General features: G+C 36.8%; 18 protein-coding genes. 16 read left to right on the top strand and 2 right to left on the bottom strand.

What is annotated here, in order from left to right; all coding sequences use genetic code 11:
* Window positions 1-8: 8 nt before the first annotated feature.
* Entirely contained in the window at window positions 9-1,316 is a 1,308-nt protein-coding gene (locus NST98_RS06180) for a DRTGG domain-containing protein (protein ID WP_340714701.1), read from the top strand.
* A 51-nt stretch (window positions 1,317-1,367) separates the two neighbouring features.
* On the opposite strand, the gene NST98_RS06175 is transcribed toward NST98_RS06180, so the two are convergent.
* Complete coding sequence (locus tag NST98_RS06175) at window positions 1,368-1,676, bottom strand: YtpI family protein (RefSeq protein WP_340433213.1); 309 nt, start codon at window positions 1,674-1,676, stop codon at window positions 1,368-1,370.
* Between the two features lie 99 nt (window positions 1,677-1,775).
* On the opposite strand from NST98_RS06175, the gene NST98_RS06170 reads away from it, so the two are divergent.
* From NST98_RS06170 to NST98_RS06135, 8 genes are all read left to right on the top strand, one after another.
* Window positions 1,776-2,717, top strand: a complete 942-nt coding sequence (locus tag NST98_RS06170; RefSeq protein ID WP_340714700.1) for a DHH family phosphoesterase — start codon at window positions 1,776-1,778, stop codon at window positions 2,715-2,717.
* 21 nt (window positions 2,718-2,738) lie between these two features.
* Complete coding sequence (dnaE, locus tag NST98_RS06165; protein ID WP_340714699.1) at window positions 2,739-5,813, top strand: DNA polymerase III subunit alpha; 3,075 nt, start codon at window positions 2,739-2,741, stop codon at window positions 5,811-5,813.
* A gap of 195 nt (window positions 5,814-6,008) precedes the next feature.
* Window positions 6,009-6,656, top strand: coding sequence for a FadR/GntR family transcriptional regulator (locus tag NST98_RS06160; RefSeq protein ID WP_340714698.1), 648 nt, complete (start codon window positions 6,009-6,011; stop codon window positions 6,654-6,656).
* Between the two features lie 20 nt (window positions 6,657-6,676).
* On the top strand, window positions 6,677-7,549 hold the full coding sequence (gene accD, locus NST98_RS06155) for an acetyl-CoA carboxylase, carboxyltransferase subunit beta (protein WP_016837124.1): 873 nt from the start codon (window positions 6,677-6,679) through the stop codon (window positions 7,547-7,549).
* Window positions 7,542-8,507: an acetyl-CoA carboxylase carboxyl transferase subunit alpha gene (gene accA / locus NST98_RS06150; RefSeq protein ID WP_096551508.1), complete on the top strand. Its 966-nt coding sequence runs from the start codon at window positions 7,542-7,544 to the stop codon at window positions 8,505-8,507. Before accD ends, accA begins: the two co-directional genes overlap by 8 nt.
* A 182-nt stretch (window positions 8,508-8,689) precedes the next feature.
* A complete protein-coding gene (gene pfkA / locus NST98_RS06145) occupies window positions 8,690-9,649 on the top strand; it encodes a 6-phosphofructokinase (RefSeq protein ID WP_096551507.1) in 960 nt (319 codons plus the stop codon).
* Window positions 9,650-9,672: 23 nt separating this feature from the next.
* Window positions 9,673-11,433 carry a pyruvate kinase gene (pyk, locus tag NST98_RS06140; RefSeq protein ID WP_016837127.1) on the top strand — a complete coding sequence of 587 codons (1,761 nt, stop codon included), beginning with the start codon at window positions 9,673-9,675 and terminating at the stop codon, window positions 11,431-11,433.
* Window positions 11,434-11,577: 144 nt separating this feature from the next.
* Entirely contained in the window at window positions 11,578-11,967 is a 390-nt protein-coding gene (locus NST98_RS06135) for an FxsA family protein (RefSeq protein WP_016837128.1), read from the top strand.
* Here the strand turns inward: NST98_RS06135 and NST98_RS06130 are convergent.
* Window positions 11,954-12,931, bottom strand: coding sequence for an AI-2E family transporter (locus NST98_RS06130; protein WP_409373607.1), 978 nt, complete (start codon window positions 12,929-12,931; stop codon window positions 11,954-11,956). The two genes, NST98_RS06135 and NST98_RS06130, sit on opposite strands and share 14 nt — an antisense overlap.
* Window positions 12,932-13,190: 259 nt before the next feature.
* On the opposite strand from NST98_RS06130, the gene citZ reads away from it, so the two are divergent.
* From citZ to NST98_RS06095, 7 genes are all read left to right on the top strand, one after another.
* Window positions 13,191-14,306, top strand: coding sequence for a citrate synthase (gene citZ / locus NST98_RS06125; protein WP_340714697.1), 1,116 nt, complete (start codon window positions 13,191-13,193; stop codon window positions 14,304-14,306).
* Window positions 14,307-14,413: 107 nt separating this feature from the next.
* Entirely contained in the window at window positions 14,414-15,679 is a 1,266-nt protein-coding gene (icd, locus tag NST98_RS06120; RefSeq protein ID WP_016837131.1) for an NADP-dependent isocitrate dehydrogenase, read from the top strand.
* Window positions 15,680-15,825: 146 nt separating this feature from the next.
* Window positions 15,826-16,764, top strand: coding sequence for a malate dehydrogenase (gene mdh / locus NST98_RS06115; protein ID WP_340433231.1), 939 nt, complete (start codon window positions 15,826-15,828; stop codon window positions 16,762-16,764).
* A gap of 82 nt (window positions 16,765-16,846) precedes the next feature.
* Complete coding sequence (locus tag NST98_RS06110) at window positions 16,847-17,284, top strand: MaoC/PaaZ C-terminal domain-containing protein (RefSeq protein ID WP_096551495.1); 438 nt, start codon at window positions 16,847-16,849, stop codon at window positions 17,282-17,284.
* 57 nt (window positions 17,285-17,341) lie between these two features.
* Window positions 17,342-18,052: a response regulator transcription factor gene (locus tag NST98_RS06105; RefSeq protein ID WP_016837134.1), complete on the top strand. Its 711-nt coding sequence runs from the start codon at window positions 17,342-17,344 to the stop codon at window positions 18,050-18,052.
* Window positions 18,049-19,500, top strand: a complete 1,452-nt coding sequence (gene pnpS, locus NST98_RS06100; protein ID WP_340714696.1) for a two-component system histidine kinase PnpS — start codon at window positions 18,049-18,051, stop codon at window positions 19,498-19,500. The genes NST98_RS06105 and pnpS overlap by 4 nt, the downstream gene beginning before the upstream one ends.
* A gap of 551 nt (window positions 19,501-20,051) precedes the next feature.
* Window positions 20,052-20,195 carry a hypothetical protein gene (locus tag NST98_RS06095; RefSeq protein ID WP_339287845.1) on the top strand — a complete coding sequence of 48 codons (144 nt, stop codon included), beginning with the start codon at window positions 20,052-20,054 and terminating at the stop codon, window positions 20,193-20,195.
* Window positions 20,196-20,337 lie beyond the last annotated feature (142 nt).

Raw genomic sequence — 20,337 nt, 5'->3', positions numbered from 1 at the left:
TGATATCGATGTCCACAAAACATGAAAAAATATTGCAATATATCGAGTCACTTCCTATTGGCGAAAAAATATCAGTCCGACAAATTGCAAAAGAAATGCAAGTAAGCGAAGGTACGGCATATCGAGCAATTAAAGAGGCAGAAAATCGAAGTTTGGTGAGTTCTATTGAACGCGTAGGAACGATTCGAATTGAAAAGAAAAAGAAGGAGAATATTGAACGTCTAACTTTCGCGGAAATCGTCAATATCGTAGATGGACAAGTGCTCGGTGGAAAAACAGGGTTGCATAAAACGTTGAATAAATTTGTCATCGGTGCAATGCAATTAGAAGATATGATGCGCTATACCGACCCTGGGAGTCTTTTAATTGTTGGTAACCGTTTTAAAGCTCATCACAACGCTTTGAAAACTGGTGCAGCAGTATTAATTACAGGTGGATTTGACACGACAGAAGAAAATAAAAGACTCGCGGATGAACTGGAGTTGCCAATCATCTCATCTAGTTATGATACATTTACAGTAGCAACGATGATTAACCGTGCCATTTATGACCAACTCATTAAAAAAGACATTTTGCTAATAGAAGATATTTATGTACGTTTGGAAGATACAGCAAAATTAAATGTCGGACAATCGGTTGCTGATTTTCATGCATTAAATGCCCACACAACGCACGGAGCATTCCCGGTTGTTTCAAAAAATAATAAATTAGTGGGGATTGTCACTGCTAAAGACGTGATTGGGAAAGATGAAAATGAATTAATTGATAAGGTGATGACAAAACAACCGATTTCCGTGTCAATGAAAACAAGCGTCGCTTCTGCAGGCCACCGAATGGTTTGGGAAGGGATTGATTTACTTCCTGTCGTGGATGATGATGGATATTTACAAGGTGTAATCAGCCGTCAAGATGTATTAAAGGCATTGCAAACGTCCCAACATCAACCGCAACATGGTGAAACGATTGATGATATCGTAAAAAGTGAAATGAAAGTGCTTGGTGAGGAAGAAGTAGTAGTTGAATTTATTGTAACGCCTCAAATGACAAACCAGTATGGTGCGATTTCTTATGGTGCCTTTACAACATTGTTGACGGAAGTTGGATTAATTGCACTAAAAAGACGAAAACGTGGAGATGCGGTAGTAGAAAACATTGCAACTTATTATATTAAACCAATTCAAATGGATAATGTGTTGAAAGTCGTTCCACATATATTAGATATGAGTAGAAAATTCGTAAAAATGGATTTTGATGTTTATCACGAAGAAGCGCTTGTTGGAAAAGCGATGGCTACTTTCCAGCTACTAGATCGTTAGTAAATGAAAAAGGTTGTCCAAAAGAAATTGGACAACTTTTTCATAAATCGATTATTGCTTATTTAATTCATATTCTTGTTGAACAAATTTCCCTTCATGTTTTGCACGTTTATAACTGTGATAAGATTCCATTAGTCCGACAACAACGAAAACAACACCAACTATATTACCTAATAATGTATCTTGAACAATAAAGGTATTTAAACCAAAAAATACAACGAAAAGACCTAAAGCAACACCGGCTTTCGCTTTATACCATTTTTTTTGTATCGGCAATGAAGTGCGAAATTGTTTCGTTTTATAGTAAAAATAGGCGGCAAATGAAATGATGATGAAAGTTACAAATAACGCATTTAACATTTTCAGAACCTCCTAAACAAACTAAAATTATTGTAACGATTTTTTTATAAAAATGCTAATATATTAAAAAAATTTTCAATAACTTTGGAGGGTACCAATTTGAAGCGACGAATCATTGATACTATTGAACAATATGATACAGTTATTATTCATCGACATATCCGTCCGGATCCTGATGCATACGGTTCACAATTCGGTTTAAAAACATTAATTAAAGATAATTATCCCAATAAAAAAGTGTATGCAGTTGGTACACATGATGAATTATTATCCTACTTGGCTCATCCTGATGAAGTTTCCGATGAAGAATATAAAGGGGCTCTTGTCATCGTAACGGATACTGCAAATACTGAGAGAATAGATGATGACCGATATTCTAATGGAAATTTTCTCGTAAAAATCGATCACCATCCTAACAATGATGCATACGGAGATTTAGTATGGGTTGATACGGAATCCAGTTCCTGTAGCGAATTAATCTACGAATTGTATGAAGAAGGTCGAGAATACAAAGGATGGAAAATGTCTGAAGAATGTGCGAAATTTCTTTTTGCAGGCATTGTGGGAGATACAGGGAGATTTTTATATCCTAGCACAACTACTAAAACCTTTGAAGTTGCAGGGCAATTAGTTAATTATCAGTTCAATCGCAACGAAATCTATAATGGCATGTATGAAATGGATCCAAACCTATTGAAATTGCAAGGATATGTATATCAAAACTTTACAATGGACGAAAATGGCGCTGCATATATTAAACTACCAAAAGAACTGCTTGAGGAATACAATGTCACTACTTCCGAAACTTCTTCTTTAGTAGGGTCACTAAGTAATATTAAAGGTGTTCGGGCATGGGCGTTCTTTGTCGAAGAACCTCATGAGATTCGAGTGCGACTGCGTTCAAAAGGTCCAATTGTCAATGAGCTCGCCAAAAAATACCATGGAGGTGGACATCCTCTAGCTTCTGGCGCAACTGCTTATTCATGGGAAGAAGTAGACCAAGTAATTGCAGATTTAAAACAACTTTGTAAAGAATATTAATAAATACAGGAGGGATGCAGATTGTCCATTTATCCACAAGTACGAACAAGTGCAGATTTATTAAAGAGTACGATTCGTTTGGAAGAACTCATCCCTTTTTTAATTGAACAAAAGGCAGAAGCTTGTGCAATTGTCAATACAAAATTGTACGGGCTTTTGCCTTTTTACCATGAATTAAAAAATGCAGGTATTCATCCGGTTATAGGTCTTACTGCTCGAGTGCAGTTTGATCACATCGTTCTCCCCCTTCTAATATACGCACAAAACAACGATGGATATAAAAACCTGCTGAAGATATCTAGCAGCATTGCCATTAGAGATGATGAGTTATTGCCTATTCAGTGGCTAAAAGGATACTCTGACGGAATTGCCGTCGTAATTCCAACTATAAGTGATGATGCCAAATGGGTAGAGCATCCCTCTTCCATCGAACTGTTGCAAAAGTTATTCAAAGGGCGAATATGGTTAGGTATTTCAAGGCTTGAAGGAGAAAAGTCTCCTTTTGAAAATGAAGTCATTCACCTGAGTGAAAAATTGCAAATTCCTATCATGGCGATTCATGAATGTCTATATTTAAATCGAGAAGATGCCTTTAGTTATAGAGTTGCAAGAAGTATTGAAACGGGCGTTAAATTAAGCGAACAAGTACAAATCAATGAAAATTACAAACGATATTATACTCCTACTAAACATGATTGGCTTCACTGGTTTAATGATCGTGAAGAGTGGCTGCAAGAGAGCAGAAATATGCTTTTGAGTTGCCAAGTAGACATCGCTCAAAAAGGCCATATACTGCCAAAATTTCCTTTACAACAAGGACAAAGTGCGGAACAAGTATTGAGAATGTTAGCGTTGAAGGGATTAAAAGAGCGGTTAAAAACGAATGCACCAAATGAAATCTATATCCATCGATTAAATCATGAGTTAGAAATTATTTGTTCCATGGGTTTTGCTGATTATTTCTTAATTGTTGCAGATTTTATGAATTTTGCTCGCGGGCAGCAAATTTTAACTGGACCAGGGAGAGGCTCCTCAGCTGGTTCACTTGTGGCTTATTGCTTATACATTACTCAAGTCGACCCGATTCGTTACGGATTATTATTTGAGCGATTTTTAAATCCTGAGCGAGTAACGATGCCTGATATCGATATTGACTTTGTCGATACGAGAAGACAGGAAGTAATTCAGTATGTGGCAAAAAAATATGGGGAGAAGCATGTAGCGCAAATTATCACCTTTGGCAGTCTATCGGCAAAGGCTGTCGCTAGGGATGTAGCGAGAATGTTCAACTTTGAATCTGACACCCTTGAAATGATTTCTCGTCTCATTCCAAATAAATTAGGGATTACATTAAAAGAAGCATACCATACAAGTGAACCTTTAAGAAGATGGATTGAAGAGGAGTCTATTCGAAAACGTTGGTTTGAAACGGCGTTAAAATTAGAGGGATTACCTAGAAATGCTTCCACTCACGCAGCCGGTGTCGTGTTAAGTCCAGTTCCTTTAGTTGAGGTCGTTCCGATTGAAAAGGGACATGATGGGATTTTTATTACACAATGGCCTATGCAAGAAGTGGAGCAAGTAGGTCTATTAAAAATGGACTTTTTAGGTTTACGAAACTTAACAATGATTGAGCAAATTCAAAAAATGATTTACTATGCTCGAAATGAGAAAATTGATTTAAATGAAATCCCATTGGATGATCATAAAACCTTTGAATTGTTGCAAAAAGGAGATACAGCAGGCATATTCCAGCTGGAGTCGGAGGGAATGAAGAGTGCTTTGAGGGAAATTGTACCTACACAATTTTCCGATATTGTTGCAGTAAATGCTCTGTATAGACCTGGACCAATGCAGTTTATTCCGATTTATGCAGCCAGGAAAAAAGGGGTACAGTCCGTTGAGATGCCACACCCTGATTTAGAGCCAATTTTAAAAGAAACGTATGGCATCATAGTATATCAAGAACAGATTATGCAAATTGCCAACATTCTAGCAGGATTCTCACTAGGACAGGCTGATTTATTGAGAAGAGCGGTAAGCAAGAAAAAACGTGAGGTATTGGAAGAGCAAAGGATAGCCTTTGTCAACGGCGCAATCCATAAAGGATATAGCAAAGAGGTGGCAGAATCGGTATATCAACAAATTGTGCGATTTGCAGATTACGGTTTCGCGAAAAGCCACGCGGTTGCATATAGCATGATTTCTTATCAGATGGCCTATTTGAAAGCAAATTATCCAGCGGAATTTTATGCTGTCATGATGACCTTTGCCACAGGAAATCAAGAAAAATTATTCTCGTTAATAATGGAAGCGAGAAGCAAAGGTATATCGATACTACGGCCTTCCCTTCATCAAAGCAATCGGGTATTTTCAGTTGAAAATGGAAATATTCGCTACAGCTTATCAGCAATCAAGGGCGTTTCTCAAACGTTTTTACAAAAATTAATTTCTGCTCGAAAAGAACAAGGTAATTTTCATGATATATTCGATTTGGCTGTTTCCTTAAGCGGTAACTATTTCGCCCGTAAATGGATAGAGCCATTGATTAAAGCAGGTGCGTTAGACGATTTTGGAAAGGATCGAGCGACGCTTCTTGCAACGATTGAAGCAGCAGAAAAACATGCAAAAATAGTTCGGCCGACAGAGGAAGAAGATTTATTTACTTCACAAACCTCGCTATTTGGAAAACCGAAATATATGGAAGCAGCGCCGATTCCAAATAAAATGAAACTGGAATTCGAGAAGGAAGTCATAGGATTTTATTTATCGGAACATCCGGTTACAAACATCCGCCACAAACTACATGTGAATACAAATAGTTTTCTGTTGAATGGTCTTCCGCAAAACGCCTTAGTAAAACTTGTAGGAATAGTAGAGTCCATTCATCAAATACGCACAAAAAAAGGTGAACTGATGGCGTTTGTTCAAATTCAAGATGAATATGGATCGGTTTCAGCAACTCTGTTTCCGAAACAATATAATGAATGCCTAGGATGGATAAAAGAAGAGGTGCTAATCTATTTAGAAGGTAATGTAGAATATCGCTACAACCAACCTCAAATAAAAGTGAAAATGATAAGAAATGTTCAATAGCGAGATATTTTTGTTTGAATTTACAAAAACTGTGCGATTTTGCACAGTTTTTTCTTTACAAAGCAGAAAACATTTTGTAAACTGTACAAAAGTGGTCTGACCACTTTATGTGAGGATTTAAATGATAATGTTGGGGATTACTGTATTTTAGTAAACGATCGGTATAAGGGGTTGTTAAAACGTTTTGAGGTGAACATGGACACGAAACAAGAAAATAAAAAAGTCTTTTTAGAAATTGTTAGTAAATTAAAAGACATTATTATCACTGAAAAACTTCAACCTGGTGATAAGCTCCCTTCGGAAAGAGTTTTATCTGAAAAGTTAGGCGTTGGTAGATCTTCGGTAAGAGAAGCGTTACGAAGTTTAGAATTGCTAGGAATTATTGAGACCCGCCATGGCGGTGGTACTTTTTTAGCTTCCTCTCAACAATATCGATTAGTTGAATTACTAGCTACTTTTATATTGCAAGAAAATCAATCAATACGCGATGTTCATAAAACACGGGAAATTCATGAAAGAGAAGCGATACGAATTATTTGCTCCGATAAACGATTAAGACAACTTCCTGTTTGGGAAAGTTTATTTTTAAAAATTGAATTGGAAACAGAAGTAATTCGAGATCATATTTTACGTGAACTTCTCATTGCATCAGAAAATCGTTTAGCTCTTAGAATATGGATTCAACTTGTGGCTTATAGTGCCAATGCGTTAAAAAAAATGACGACGGAAGAAGAAAAGCCAATATTACAAAGGCTATTAACATCTTTGCAGCTTGGTTATGAAAAAGAAGCTCTTGAGGCATATACTGAATGGTTAGTTTTTTTAAAATCGCATGAAGAATAAATATAGTAGGGGGAAAAATCGTGGCAATAAAAAGTTTGCTAAATTTAAATCGGAAAAAAACAAAAGGGGTTATTGTAAATTCTAAAAATGAAAGCTCATTTCCAGCAGATTTAATGACGAAATGCCCATCATGTCGAAAAATCTTTTTAACAAAAGAAATTGAAACGAATTTAAAAGTTTGTCCAAATTGCGACCATCATTTTAAAATGACTGCTTGGGAACGGATCGACTCCTTTTTAGATGTTGAATCATTTACGCCGTTTGATGAACACTTACGCACGACAAACCCTCTTAACTTCCCATCATATATAGAAAAAGTAGAAGCGGATATGAAGAAAACAGGATTATCCGAAGCGGTTTTAACAGGAAGCGGGACGTTAAAAGGGGAAGAGGTCGTTGTTGCTGTGATGGACTCTCATTTCCGCATGGGATCAATGGGATCTGTTGTTGGCGAAAAAATTACCCGTGCAATTGAAAAAGCTACGGAAATGCAAGTGCCATTCATTATCTTTACTGCGAGCGGCGGTGCACGAATGCAAGAGGGAGTTATTTCCTTAATGCAAATGGCCAAAACGAGCGTTGCTTTAAAACGTCACAGTGACGAAGGTTTGCTTTTCTTATCCATCATGACTGATCCAACTACTGGTGGAGTATCGGCAAGCTTCGCCTCACTAGGAGATCTCAATATTGCTGAGCCAAAAGCGCTTATTGGGTTTGCTGGGAGAAGGGTAATCGAGCAAACGGTGCGTGAGAAGTTGCCTGATGACTTCCAAACAGCAGAGTTCTTACTTGCACATGGTCAATTAGATGCTATTTTCCATCGAAAAGAGATGCGCGATAAAGTGGCAACAATCGTGAAATTGCACCGCAAAGGAGGAGTAACTCATGTCTAAACCGATGTCATTTGAAGAACCTATTATTAAACTGAAAGAAAAAATTGATGAGTTAAGGGAACTGGCAAAAAATGCGGATGTAGATATGTCCGATGAAATTAAAACATTGGAAGAACGATTGCGCCAATTGGAAATTAAAATTTATTCGAACATGGAACCGTGGAATCGTGTACAAGTAGCGCGAAACCCAGAACGTCCAACAACCCTCGATTATATAAAAGAAATTTTTACAGATTTTATTGAACTCCATGGTGATCGCTATTATGCTGATGATGAAGCGATTGTTGGGGGAATTGCCTTTTTTGATGGCCAGCCGATTACTGTAATCGGTCATCAACGTGGTAAAGCAACAAAGGAAAATATTCGACGAAATTTCGGGATGCCCCATCCGGAAGGTTATCGAAAAGCGTTGCGTTTAATGAAGCAGGCGGAGAAATTCAGACGCCCAATTATTTGTTTTATTGATACAAAGGGCGCTTATCCAGGAAAAGCTGCAGAAGAGCGTGGACAAAGTGAGGCAATCGCCAAAAATCTGTTTGAAATGGCTGGTTTAAAAGTGCCTGTTATTAGTGTAGTAATTGGAGAAGGTGGTAGCGGCGGTGCATTGGCATTAGGAGTAACGAACCGCATCTATATGTTGGAAAATTCCACATACTCCGTTATTTCTCCAGAAGGTGCTGCTTCAATTTTATGGAAGGATGCTAGTCTTGCAAAACAAGCAGCAGAGGCAATGAAAATTACAGCTCAAGATTTAAAAGAAATGGGAATTATTGATGATATCATTCCTGAAGTTCCAGGAGGAGCACATCGTGACCCAGTATCACAAGCGAAAATCTTAAAGGAATATTTGAAAAAAGGGCTTGATCAATTAACTGCATTGTCGGAAGAGGAAATTATTCAAGACCGCTACGATAAATTCCGTAAAATGGGAGATTTTATTGAAGAAATTGTTCAATAAAATTACTAGACTTTCCACCCTTCTAATGACAAAATCCAATAGTGAGGATTTTGTCATTTTCCATTTTACATGAACAGTTTTATTATCGATGATAAATAATGGAATACATGAAAGTTTCTAGTTTCAATAGAAATTTTTTATGTTATTGTTTACATTATGAGCATTTGAATGGAGGGAGTAGGGTGAAAAGAATAGGTGTTTTAACGAGCGGCGGTGACTCACCTGGCATGAATGCAGCAATTCGTGCAGTTGTTCGAAAAGCCAATTATCATGGGGTTGAAGTCTTTGGAATATACCATGGATACGAAGGCTTTATAAAAGGTAAAATAGAGTTATTAGATTTAGGATCTGTAGGTGGGATTATTCAACGAGGAGGAACGAAGCTGTTTTCATCCCGTTGCCCAGAATTTAAAGAAAAGAAATATCAACTACAAGGTATTGAAAAAATGAAAGAAGCTGGAATTGAAGGCTTAGTAGTAATTGGAGGCGACGGTTCTTTCCGTGGAGCTTATGAGCTAACGAAATTAGGATTAGCATGTATTGGTGTTCCTGCAACGATTGATAATGATATTGCTGGTACAGAATTTACGATTGGTTTTGATACGGCACTCAATACAGTTGTCAGTGCAATTGATAAAATTCGTGATACTGCAACAAGTCATGAAAATACCTTTATTATAGAAGTGATGGGTAGAGATGCAGGTGACATTGCTTTATGGTCGGGACTTGCAGCCGGTGCAGAATCTGTTATTATACCAGAGGAGCCGTATGATTTAGATGATATTATTACGCGCATGAAGCGTGGAGAAGCGCGAAATAAAAAACATAGCATCATTATCGTTGCAGAAGGAGTTATGCCAGCCTCAAAACTTGCAAACATGCTAAAAGAAAAAGCCGGAATCGAAACGAGGATTACCGTGTTAGGGCATATTCAACGGGGAGGATCACCGTCAGCATTTGACCGGGTATTGGCTAGTCGTCTAGGTGCTCGAGCAGTCGAATTATTGTTGGAAGGGAAAACTAGTCGTGCAGTTGGTATAAAAAATCATCAAGTTTACGATTATGATTTACGGGAGATTTTTACAGCAAAACATAAAGCAGATACTAGTCTATATACTTTATCAAAAGAACTTTCAATTTAATCTAGAAAATGGAGAGAATGTATATGAGAAAAACAAAAATTGTATGTACTATAGGACCCGCAAGCGAATCTCCAGAAGTTCTCGAAGAACTTATTAAAGCCGGAATGAATGTTGCGAGACTTAACTTTTCGCATGGTACACATGAAGAACATGCTATGCGTATCGCAACAATCCGAGATGTAGCTAATCGATTAAATAAAATTGTCGGAATTTTGCTTGATACAAAAGGTCCAGAAATTCGAACACATTCAATGAAAAACGGGGAAGTTCACTTAAAAACAGGACAAGTCATCGATATTTCAATGACAGAAGTTCTTGGAGACGAAACATGTTTTTCCGTTACGTATGACAAATTAATTTATGATGTTAATCAAAACGATACAATATTGTTAGATGACGGATTAATTGCATTGCGCGTATTAGCGAAAGATTACGATAAAGGATTAATTCATACGATTGTTGAAAATGCCGGAGTGCTGAAAGATAAAAAAGGTGTGAACGTCCCTGGAGTTTCAATAAAACTACCTGGAATTACAGAGAAAGATGCGAAAGATATATTATTTGGAATTGAACAAGGAGTCGATTTTATCGCTGCTTCCTTCGTGCGAACAGCAAAAGATGTGCTGGAAATACGAGAATTGCTCGAACAAAATGGTGGCGGACACATTCAAATCATTCCTAAAATTGAAAACCGAGAAGGCGTAGATAACATTGATGAAATTATTGAAGTTTCTGATGGATTAATGGTTGCTCGCGGAGATTTAGGAGTGGAAATTCCTGCTGAAGAAGTGCCGCTCGTTCAAAAAGCATTAATTAAAAAGTGCAATCAAGTAGGAAAACCTGTCATCACGGCTACACAAATGTTAGACTCTATGCAGCGAAATCCGCGACCAACTCGTGCGGAAGCAAGCGACGTGGCAAATGCAATCATTGATGGAACAGATGCCATTATGCTTTCAGGAGAAACAGCCGCTGGTCAGTATCCAGTTGAATCTGTGAAAACGATGAACAGAATTGCAGTATTTACAGAAAACTCGCTGGATTATCGTTCGATAGTACAAACAAGAAGTCGTGAAAAAGAGACAACGATGACCGAAGCCATTTCCCAAGCAGTTTCATACACTTCAATTAACTTAGGTGTTAAAGCGGTGCTTGCACCAACTGCGAGCGGAGTTACAGCAAAATTGATTGCTAAATACCGTCCAGGTGTGCCGATTATCGCCATTACAGATTCTCCTTCAACTGCTCAAAAATTGACGCTTGTGTGGGGCGTTAATCCGATTGTCACACATAAAGTAACGACAACGGATGAAATTTTAGAATTAGCTGTGGATGAAGCGTTGAAATATGGTTATGTAAATCACGGTGATATTGTTGTGATTACTGCGGGAGTGCCGGTAGGAGAATCAGGAACAACGAACTTAATGAAAGTCCATGTGATAGGTGATTTATTAGCTCGTGGACAAGGAATTGGTAAACAATCTGTCGTTGGAAAAGCGATCGTTGTGAAAAATGCTGAAGAAGCACAAGCTTATGATACGGAAGGTTGTATCCTTGTAACGGTTGGAACCGATCGGGAAATGATGTCGGTAATTGAAAAATGTGCGGGCATTATTACTGAAGAAGGTGGCTTAACAAGCCATGCCGCTGTCGTTGGTCTAAGCTTAGGCATCCCTGTCATTGTTGGTGTGAAAGAAGCAACATCAATCATTCGACATGGACAAGAGATTACAATGGATGCTGAAACTGGTGTTATCTATAAAGGTCACGCAAGCGTATTGTAAGCATTAGCATAATTGGGCTGTCTAAAAAGTAGAAAACTTTTTAACAGCCCAATTTATTATTACGATATTATTGTAATTGAAACATTTGGCCTAGCAATTTCGTATATATGATAGTCAAAAAATTACTCTAATGGAGGGTATTATTTGAAAAAGTTATTTTCCATATGTATTGCGTTTGTTCTTATAGAGATTGCAATTTTCATTGTCGTCGGTAATTGGTTAGGCATCTTAAGTACATTGTTATTAATTGTATTAGCAAGTTTATTTGGAGCGATGTTAACAAAAAAGCAAGGATTGGAATCCGTACAAAATATTCAGAATAGCATTCGACGGGGAGAACCCCCAGGACAAGCGGTGATCGATGCATTTCTCGTATTTTTAGGAGGAGTATTATTTTTATTACCAGGATTTCTCACGGATATAATTGCTTTTACTTTGGTTCTTCCATGGACAAGACGTCTCTATAAACCGATGATCTTAGAATGGATTCGTAAAAAAATGAAAAACAGTGAGATGATTATTATCCAGCGATAGATTTTTGTTTGACTTTCACAGCTATCAATAATATAAATGGACTCAGCAATATACCATAAACCCCAAACAACAATATAGAGGCAGCGCTGATTAAAAATGTGTGGACTGTTCGCAATTGGAAAGTGGATGCCCATAATAATGATTCAGTTAGCTGCCTTGTTATTTGTATAAATACATAAAGCAAAACCAATGCTAAACTTACGAACTTATCTCCAATTGCAAAAAAGTATATGGCGATAGGAATGAGAAATAACCCAATTCCGAAAAATGGCAATACATCTGCAAAAGAGATTAGAAAGGCTTTGTTTATTGGATTTTCAAATTTTAGTAATGCCAGTCCAATACTAAGAAGGAAAAAGGTAATAATGAACAACTGAAATTCTACATATAAGAAATAGCTAAATAAGTTCATCGCCTTGGAGAAATATTGTTTCCATTCTTTACGATATGGTTTAGGCACATAGATAAAAAACCAGTATCGATTTCTTCTTGATTCAAACAAGGCAAAGAAGAAAGCCACTAGAAAAATAAAGAGCTCAAAAATGTATTGAAAAAAGTCTTGCAAATAACTAGCCAAACTCATAATAGCAGTATCGATATACGATAAAGACTCATTAAATATGTTTTCTAATACCACTAAATATTCGGAATCAAATAATTGAAGATTATCTACTTGTATTTTTATTTCTGGATAAATGGCAATAATACTTTGAATGGTGATATAAAAGAAGGAATAAATTGATAGGAAGATTAATAAAGATATAATGATGGCACTTATGATATATGGTAGTTTCAGTCGCTGATGGCAAAAGTGAATAATTGGATATAACATATATGCAAAAAATATTGCTAATGAAATGGGTAATACGAGCCAAAGGAAAATAAAATATAAAATCAGCACGAGCAACTGAATTACATTTTTATTCGAATAGGTTGAAAATTTATTCAATTGCAAATTTATCACCCCTAGTCCAAGTAATTATAATCTCGTGAACGTGGAATTATTCTCGTTTAAGTGGTGATTTTATTAAAAATACGATTTTTTCTTTATTTTTGAAAAATTATTCACAAAGCCGTCAAAATTTATTATAATTAACCATGTAAGCGATTTAATAATGGGTTCATTATGAGCGAAACGATCGTAAGTGTCATAGAAGAAAAAGAAAGCACTTACAATAAGTACTTACATTTTTTTAAAATTTAAAGAGAGGGAGCGATTTTATATGACAGCAACACGCGGTTTAGAGGGTATTATTGCAGCTGAATCAAAAATCAGTTCAATAATCGACGATACACTTACATATGTAGGTTATAGTATCGATGATTTGGCTGAAAATGCTACTTTCGAAGAAGTAATCTATCTATTATGGCACCAACGTCTTCCAAATAAAGAAGAATTAGCAGAACTTAAAAAACAATTAGCTGAAAATGCTGAAATTCCTCAACAAATTATCGATGTATTTAAATCAATGCCTCTAGATAAAGTTCATCCAATGGCTGCATTACGTACAGCGGTTTCTTTATTAAGTGCGTATGATGAAGAAGCTGACGTAATGAGTGATGAAGCGAACTATCGCAAAGCAATTCGTCTTCAAGCAAAAATTTCGACAATTGTAACAGCATTTGCTCGTGTACGTAAAGGTTTAGAACCTGTTTCTCCTAAACCTGAATTAGGATATGCAGCAAACTTCTTATATATGTTACATGGTAAAGATCCTGAGCCAATTGAAGTAGAAGCATTTGATAAAGCATTAATTCTGCATGCGGACCACGAATTAAATGCTTCAACATTTACTGCACGCGTATGTGTCGCTACACTTTCTGACGTTTACTCTGGTATTACAGCTGCAATCGGAGCATTAAAAGGGCCGCTTCACGGTGGAGCTAACGAACAAGTAATGAAAATGTTAACTGAAATTGGTTCAATTGAAAACGTAGAACCTTACATTATGAACAAATTAAATAACAAAGAAAAAATCATGGGATTTGGTCACCGCGTATATCGCAAAGGAGACCCACGTGCTAAACATTTACGTGTAATGAGTGAAAAATTAACAGCATTAAGAGGAAAACCAGAATTATACGAAATGTCTGTGAAAATTCATGACATCGTAGTTGGACAAAAAGGTCTTCCAGCAAATGTTGACTTCTTCTCTGCATCAGTGTATGACTCACTAGACATTGAGCATGACCTATTCACACCAATCTTTGCAGTATCTCGTACATCTGGATGGCTTGCTCACATTCTTGAACAATATGCAAATAACCGCTTAATTCGTCCTCGTGCTGAATATGTTGGACCACAACGTCAACAATACGTTCCAATCGATGAAAGATAATTTTTTATTCTAATCTAATAAGAAAATTTTTAGAAAATATGCTAAAATACACTAGGACTGTGTTAAACGACACAGTCCTAGACTCATGAATATAGGAGGCAACATACATGACTAACGGTAAAATTACAGTAGAAAACGGTAAATTAGTAGTACCTAACAACCCTGTTATTCCTTTCATTGAAGGAGATGGTACTGGACCAGATATTTGGGCAGCAGCTCAACGTGTATTTGATGCAGCTGTTGAAAAAGCATACAATGGCGAAAGAAAAATCCAATGGTTGGAAGTTCTTGCTGGTGAGAAAGCATTCAATCAAACTGGTGAGTGGTTACCACAAGAAACTTTAGATAAAATTAGCGAATACTTAATTGCAATCAAAGGTCCTCTTACAACTCCTGTAGGCGGAGGAATTCGTTCATTAAACGTAGCATTACGTCAACAACTTGACTTATATGTGTGCTTACGTCCTGTTCGTTACTTCGAAGGTGTTCCATCTCCTGTAAAACATCCTGAACATGTTGATATGGTAATCTTCCGTGAAAACACAGAAGATATTTATGCTGGTATTGAATACGAAGCTCAATCAGAGAATGCAAAAAAATTAATTAGCATCTTACAAGAAGAATTTGGCGTAAATAAAATCCGCTTCCCTGAAAGTTCTGCAATTGGTATTAAGCCAATCTCTATCGAAGGTACTGAGCGCCTAGTTCGTGCTGCTATTGAATACGCTATTCGCGAAGGACGCAAATCAGTAACTTTAGTTCATAAAGGTAACATCATGAAATTCACTGAAGGCGGCTTCAAAAAATGGGGTTATGAATTAGCTGAACGTGAATTCGGTGATAAAGTATTCACTTGGGATCAATACGATCGCATTAAAGCTGAAAAAGGCGTTGAAGCTGCAAACGAAGCTCAAGCTGAAGCAGAAGCAGCTGGTAAAATTATTGTAAAAGATACAATTGCTGACATCTTCTTACAACAAGTATTAACTCGTCCGAAAGAGTTTGATGTAGTAGCTACAATGAACTTAAATGGTGACTACATTTCTGACGCATTAGCTGCACAAGTTGGTGGTATCGGTATCGCTCCAGGTGCAAACATCAACTATGTAACTGGTCACGCAATCTTTGAAGCTACTCACGGAACTGCTCCAAAATACGCTGGATTAGACAAAGTGAACCCTTCATCTGTAATTCTTTCTGGTGTGTTAATGTTTGAACACCTTGGTTGGAAAGAAGCAGCAGATTTAATTATCAAATCAATTGAAAAAACAATTGCTTCAAAAGTTGTTACTTATGACTTTGCACGTCTAATGGATGGTGCGACAGAAGTTAAATGCTCTGAATTCGCAGATGAATTAATTAAAAACCTTTAATTTGATAAGTTTCTAGAAGGAATAATATATCTTTTGTAGAATTGTATATTTAGGCTTACCGAGTAATCGGATTGAATTGGGCCGTCTCAACTAACAGATTGAGACGACCCTTTTTATTTATTATTTTTGTGAAAGAGGTGTAATCCATGACTTTAAAAAGAAAAAAGATTTCTGTGATTGGAGCAGGATTTACTGGTGCTACGACAGCTTTTTTATTGGCACAAAAAGAATTGGGAGATGTTGTATTAGTCGATATTCCCGAAGCAGAAAATCCAACAAAAGGAAAAGCGTTGGATATGTGGGAAGCAGCACCGATTCAAGGTTTTGACTCTTATGTTATCGGGACATCAAATTACGAGAAAACAGCTAATTCAGATTTAGTCATCATCACTGCAGGCGTAGCACGAAAACCTGGAATGAGCCGTGATGATTTAGTACAAATCAATCAAAAAGTCGTAAAATCGGTAACAAAAGAAATCATGAAGTATTCTTCAGATCCAACAATTATTGTATTAACGAACCCAGTTGACGCGATGACGTATGTAGCATATAAAGAATCCGGTCTTCCGAAAAATAAAGTTATGGGACAATCTGGCATATTAGATACAGCACGATTCCGTGCTTTTGTGGCAGAGGAATTAAATGTATCTGTAAAAGATGTCACTGGTTTTGTTTTAGGAGGACATGGAGATACAATGGTGCCGCTCACTCGTTATTCTTACGTAGGTGGAATCCCTATTGAAACGTTGATTTCAAAACAACGACTTGAAGAAATTGTTCAACGAACTCGAGTGGGTGGAGGAGAAATTGTCAACTTATTAGGAAATGGTTCGGCATATTATGCCCCTTCAGCTGCATTAGTGGAAATGGCAGAAGCGATTATAAAAGATCAGCGTCGTATATTGCCAACAATTGCTTATTTAGAAGGGGAATATGGTTTTGAAGATATTTATTTAGGCGTACCAACTTTGATTGGAGCTAATGGTGTGGAGAAAATTTTCGAGTTAGAATTAACGGAAGAAGAGAAAGAAGCATTACAAAAATCCGCTGAATCTGTAAGAAATGTTATGAAAGCCTTATCTTAATTTGTGTCCTTTTATTGTGGCTATTTTCTGAAAAAACTGATACTATGTTACTAAAGTAACCAATTAGGGGGAATTTTTCGATTTGCTAAACGGGGCAAGAACCAAGATTGGCAAGAAAATTGATGAAATTGCTGTTGGTGAAAGGATTCACTTAGTTGAAACAATTGAAGATAAAGACTTGCTTATATATTTAGGGTTAACAAATGATAATAATCCATTATATATTCAGCATGAATATGCAAAAGATACATTTTTTAAAAAGCCAATTGTCCCAACGATTATGTTGAATGGAATCGTGACAAGTGCCATTTCTAAGCATTTACCCGGTCCAGGTTCGCATATTCGCGAGCAAAATATTATATACTTAGAACCGGTATATCATTATGAAACAATCGAATTTCTGCTAGAAGTCCAGCACATTGACTACGAAAATAATATTGTAAGTATTCAAGTAGATGCAATGAATAAAAGTCACCAACAAGTCTTACATGGCATATTAAAAGTTTTACCTCCAATATAAACAAATTACAGATTTGAAATGGGGGTTTCAAATCACAGGCAATATGGAGGATTAATCATGTCAACAAATCAAACAATTTTAGTTGTAGAAGATGAAGTATCGATTGCTACATTGCTAAAGTATAATTTAGAACGCGTCGGGTATGAAGTGTTGCTCGCTCACGATGGCAAAGAAGGGCTTGATATGGCCCTTGAGCACTTGCCGGATTTAATTCTATTAGATTTAATGTTGCCGACGATGGACGGGATGGAAGTTTGTAAAGAATTAAGGAGTCAAAAGAAAAATATCCCCATCATCATGTTAACGGCTCGTGATGATGAATTTGATAAAGTATTGGGACTTGAATTAGGTGCTGACGACTATATGACAAAACCTTTTAGTCCTAGAGAAGTAATTGCTAGGGTCAAAGCTGTGTTGCGCCGTTTCAATTCAAGTTTTCAAGAAGAAAAGAAAGAAAAAAAATATTATCATTTTGGAAAATTAGAAGTTTATCCAGAACGTTATGAAGCTTTTCTAGACAATCAACCACTTGAATTTACACCTAAAGAATTTGAGTTGCTTGTATACTTAGTGGAAAATAAAAATCGTGTATTGACTAGAGATCAATTGTTGAGTGCCGTTTGGAACTATGATTTCGCGGGTGATACACGTATTGTCGATGTTCATATAAGTCATTTGCGGGATAAAATAGAAGAAAACAGCCGGAAACCGAAGTTTATCAAAACGGTGCGAGGTATCGGTTATAAATTTGAGGAGCCTAAACAATGAAATCTCAAAGCAATCGATTGTTTTTCATCTTTATTATGCTAACGGGTTCAATTATAGCTGTCCTTGGTATTGTACTAGGTCAGCTATTTCCTTTCTATATGGAAAGTTATTTTATGAAAAACGATATTCCCTTTACAGAGGAACAAATTGAACAGATTAAGTATCAGCTAGCTTTTATTTTAGCGATTTTATTAATGTTTGCATTTTTATTAATCGCCTACATCGCAAATCGATTAATTAAAGAATTGCTCATTCCCATAGAAAATGTGACTGAAACAGCACGAGAATTGATTAAAGGGAATTATCGCGCAAGAACTTATGCCAGTGGACCAGCGACAATCATTGAATTGCGAAATTCCATTAATATTTTAGCGCGAAATCTTCAAGAAATTGAAAAAATGAGAGAAATAGAAGATGAGCGCTTGAAGACGTTAATTGAAAACATGGGTAGCGCCCTTATCATGATTGATAGGGAAGGGACAGTATCCATTGTTAATGGTCAGTTTTTGGAAGAATTTAATTTATCATTAAATGAAGTAAAGGGAAAAAACTTTTTAACTCTAGGTCTTCCTAGGGAATTGGAGAAATTTATAGACCACGTATTTTTAACAGAGCTTCCTTTTCGACAACAAATCGAAATAGAAATGAATAACGAAAAAATTTATGAACAAGTTTATGGGGCACCTGTTGTAGGAGATCACGGTCGCTGGTTAGGGATTGTCATCGTTATGCATGATATTACTGAGCTGATTCGTTTAGAACAGATTCGAAAAGACTTTGTGGCGAATGTTTCTCATGAACTTAGAACGCCGATTACATCGATTAAAGGTTTTTCTGAAACTTTGTTGGATGGTGCTTTTAAAGATGAAAAAATGCTGCTATCCTTTTTAGAAATTATTTATCAAGAAAGTAATCGACTTCAAATGCTAATACAAGACTTATTAGATCTATCGAAAATTGAACAACATGGCTATACAGTAAAATTAGTCCCAACAAGTTTAAAAGATGTGTTAATACGTGCCGTCGAAGTAACAAGCCCGAAAATGGATCATAAAAATATGGAGTTTGATGTTGATATTAAACGAGATGTGATGGTGCTGGGGGACAAAAACCGCTTAATTCAAATCTTTACAAACCTCATTGTAAACAGTATTACCTATTCCCCAAATCATACGGTCATAACATTGCGCATGAAAGAAAATGAACATTATGGAATTGTGGAAGTGGAAGATCAAGGAATTGGAATTGAGAAAAGTGAAATTCCACGCATTTTTGAGCGTTTTTATCGCGTTGATAAAGCACGAAGCAGAAATTCAGGGGGCACTGGGTTAGGGCTTGCAATTGTAAAACATTTAGTAGAAGCCCATCGAGGGAAAATAGAAGTAGAAAGCACTGTTGGCAAAGGAACTTGTATGCGGGTTATGATTCCCATTTATCGAGAAATTTAACATTCTCTTTACAATTTTGTGATGAAAGCTTCATACTCTACGTTTATTGTTCTAAATGAAACCCCCTTTTTAAATTTAGTAATTTGCCTAAATAAAAGAGCCGTCCGTTGTAGGCGGCTTTTTATTTTAGTGCGCCTGGCATGGGTGTAATCTATAGGGTGTAAGTCCCGAACTGTGAAGGCAGAAGTAACAGTTAGCTTAACGCAAGCGTGTCCGTGGTGACGCGGAATCTGAAGGAAGCGAGCGGCAAACTTCCGGTCTGAGGAACACGAACTTCATATAAGGCTAGGTATCATTGGATGAGTTTGCTAAACAAAACAAAGTCCTTTCTGCCAAAGGTGGTACAGAGTAAATGAAGCAGATAGATGGAAGGAAAGATTACATTCTTACCCGGGGAGGTCTGGCGGATATGTGAAGTACGCTTCATAACCTACTTAGTGATAAGTAGCTGAACCGTCAGAAGTCAGCAGAGGTCATAGTATTAGTTGGTTTAGAACTACTAAGAAGGACCGAACAATTAAGAGAGAATAGCCCTTGGCATTCAGTGAGTCATGATGAACACAGAAAACGTAGTACCTCACTTGAGGAAGGAAGCGGTGAATCCCGTGGGGGTCCTCTTGGAGGGTGGAGTGACCACTGGCATAAAGAGAACATCTATTCACGGAAGTTATGAAAACTTGCGTCAATTATCTTAATTGAACCGCCGTATACGGAACCGTACGTACGGTGGTGTGAGAGGACGGGAGTTAATCGCTCCCTCCTACTCGATTAACTTATATTAATAAAAAGACTATAATTTTATTAATTTTTTTCATTTCTGTGAAACTTTATTTGTAA

The sequence above is a fragment of the Ureibacillus sp. FSL W8-0352 genome (assembly GCF_038004345.1).
Classification (GTDB): Bacteria; Bacillota; Bacilli; order Bacillales_A; family Planococcaceae; genus Ureibacillus; species Ureibacillus thermosphaericus.
This window is presented reverse-complemented; position numbering and strand designations above follow the sequence as displayed.